Here is a 1,698-nt window from a genome sequence, read left to right on the forward strand (position 1 = left end):
GCGTTGTCGGGGGAGACGCCGCCGGTGGGCATCATCGGGATCTGGCCGAGCGGGCCCTTCATCGCGGCGAGGTGGTCCGGGCCGACGGTCTTCGCGGGGAACACCTTCACGAAGTCGGCGCCGGCCTCGTAGCCCCGGACCGCCTCGGTCGGGGTCATCACACCGGGGGCGACCACGGCCCCGTAGCGGTTGCACGTCTCGATGACGTCCTCGTGGAGGCTCGGGGAGACGACGAACTCCGCGCCGGCCATGAGGGTCGTCCGGGCGGTCTCGCTGTCGAGCACGGTGCCGGTGCCGACGACGACCTCCTCGTCGAAGGAGCCGGCGAGATCGCCGATGAGATCCGCCACGTCGGGCGTGTCCGCGGTGACCTCGACGGCGGTGACACCCCCCTCGTGGAGCGCTTCGGTGATCCCGATGAGCTGGTCGGCCTCGATCCCACGCAACACGGCGACGACACCGCTGTCGGCGATCCGCGAGAGCGTCTCGTTCATGGGAGGTGGTTCCCGAGCGGACACTTAAATCCGCGTGACCGTCGGTACTCGCCACTCCCACGCCCACTCGGTGTTCGGCACTCGGCGGGACGGGGGACGCGGGCACGCCGGCCGCGACGAGCGCGGTTCGCGCCCTTTAAGCCTCGACCCGCGAGAGGCGGACCATGCATGCGACGACGCTCGCGCTCGTCGGGGCGACCGGTGGCGCGGGAACGACGCGAACCGCCGTCGAGTTGGCCGCGGTCGGGGCGCGCGACGGCCGCGACGTGGCGGTCGTCGACGCCGCGTTCACCACGCAGGGACTCTCCGAGTACGTGACCGGCCGGATCGGGACGGACCTCACGACGCTCGTCACGGACGAGACGGGCGCGTCGCTGTCGGCCGGAGCCCACGCGGTCGACTGCGACTGCGGCGAGGGAGCGGCGCTCCACGGGCGCGTCGACGCGATTCCGGCGCGCGCACCGTTCGAGCGCGTGGCGCGGGCGAAGACGGCGGAGGCGGCGCGGAAGCTGGAGCGGCGGATCGACGAGGCGGCCGCCGCCTACCACGCGGTGATCGTCGACGCCGCCCCGGTCGGCTCCAACGAGTCGGTGGCAGCGGTTCACCGCGACCGACCGCGTGGCGGCGGTGACGCCCGCGACGACGCACGGGCGAGACGCGGTCCAGCGGCTCCGGGGGCGGATCGCGGACGTCGGCGGGACCGTCGACGCCACGATCGCCGTGGAGCGCGGAACCACCGGCGGGCAGGGCGGCTCCGAGCGCTCGACCGACGGACCGGGCGCCGAACACGACGCCGTCCTGCCGCCGACGGACCCGGCGATCGCGGCCGCGCCGACGGCGGCTGCCGGGTCGGCGCCGTACGCGCGAGCGGCCGCCGACGCGTTCGCGACCGCGTTCGACACCGCGGTCGGAATCGAGTTCGCAGACGACGGACTCGTCGACCGGTTACGCTCCCGCGTCTGAGGGACGGAGGGAGGGCTGGGCGCTCGCGGTGCGCGGGCCCGGCGCTCACGGCGGAACGGTTCGACGCCCAAGCAGCGGACGGAGACCGGAGCGCCGTCAGCGCAGCCCGTCCGGCGACCCGAGCGCGCCGCCGAGGAGGTCGTCCCCGCCGGACGCGTCTCCGGAGTCAGAGCCGGCGTCGAGACCGGCGCCGAGCGGGGCGGAGCCGGCGAGGTGAGCGTCGACCGCGTCGGCGACCGTC

At 74.8% G+C, this 1,698-nt stretch carries 1 protein-coding gene and 1 pseudogene; one reads left to right on the forward strand and one right to left on the reverse strand.

The genetic code is table 11. The features are described 5' to 3' along the window. Positions 1-494, reverse strand: a 494-nt coding sequence (locus GJ633_RS16460) for a bifunctional 4-hydroxy-2-oxoglutarate aldolase/2-dehydro-3-deoxy-phosphogluconate aldolase (protein ID WP_156589627.1), incomplete at its 3' end; no start/stop codon positions are given. Positions 495-658: 164 nt separating this feature from the next. On the opposite strand from GJ633_RS16460, the pseudogene GJ633_RS16465 reads away from it, so the two are divergent. Next, positions 659-1,457, forward strand: a pseudogene (locus GJ633_RS16465) (ParA family protein). Positions 1,458-1,698: the final 241 nt, after the last annotated feature.

The organism is Halorubrum sp. CBA1125, from assembly GCF_009742825.1.
In the GTDB taxonomy this organism is placed as follows: domain Archaea; phylum Halobacteriota; class Halobacteria; order Halobacteriales; family Haloferacaceae; genus Halorubrum.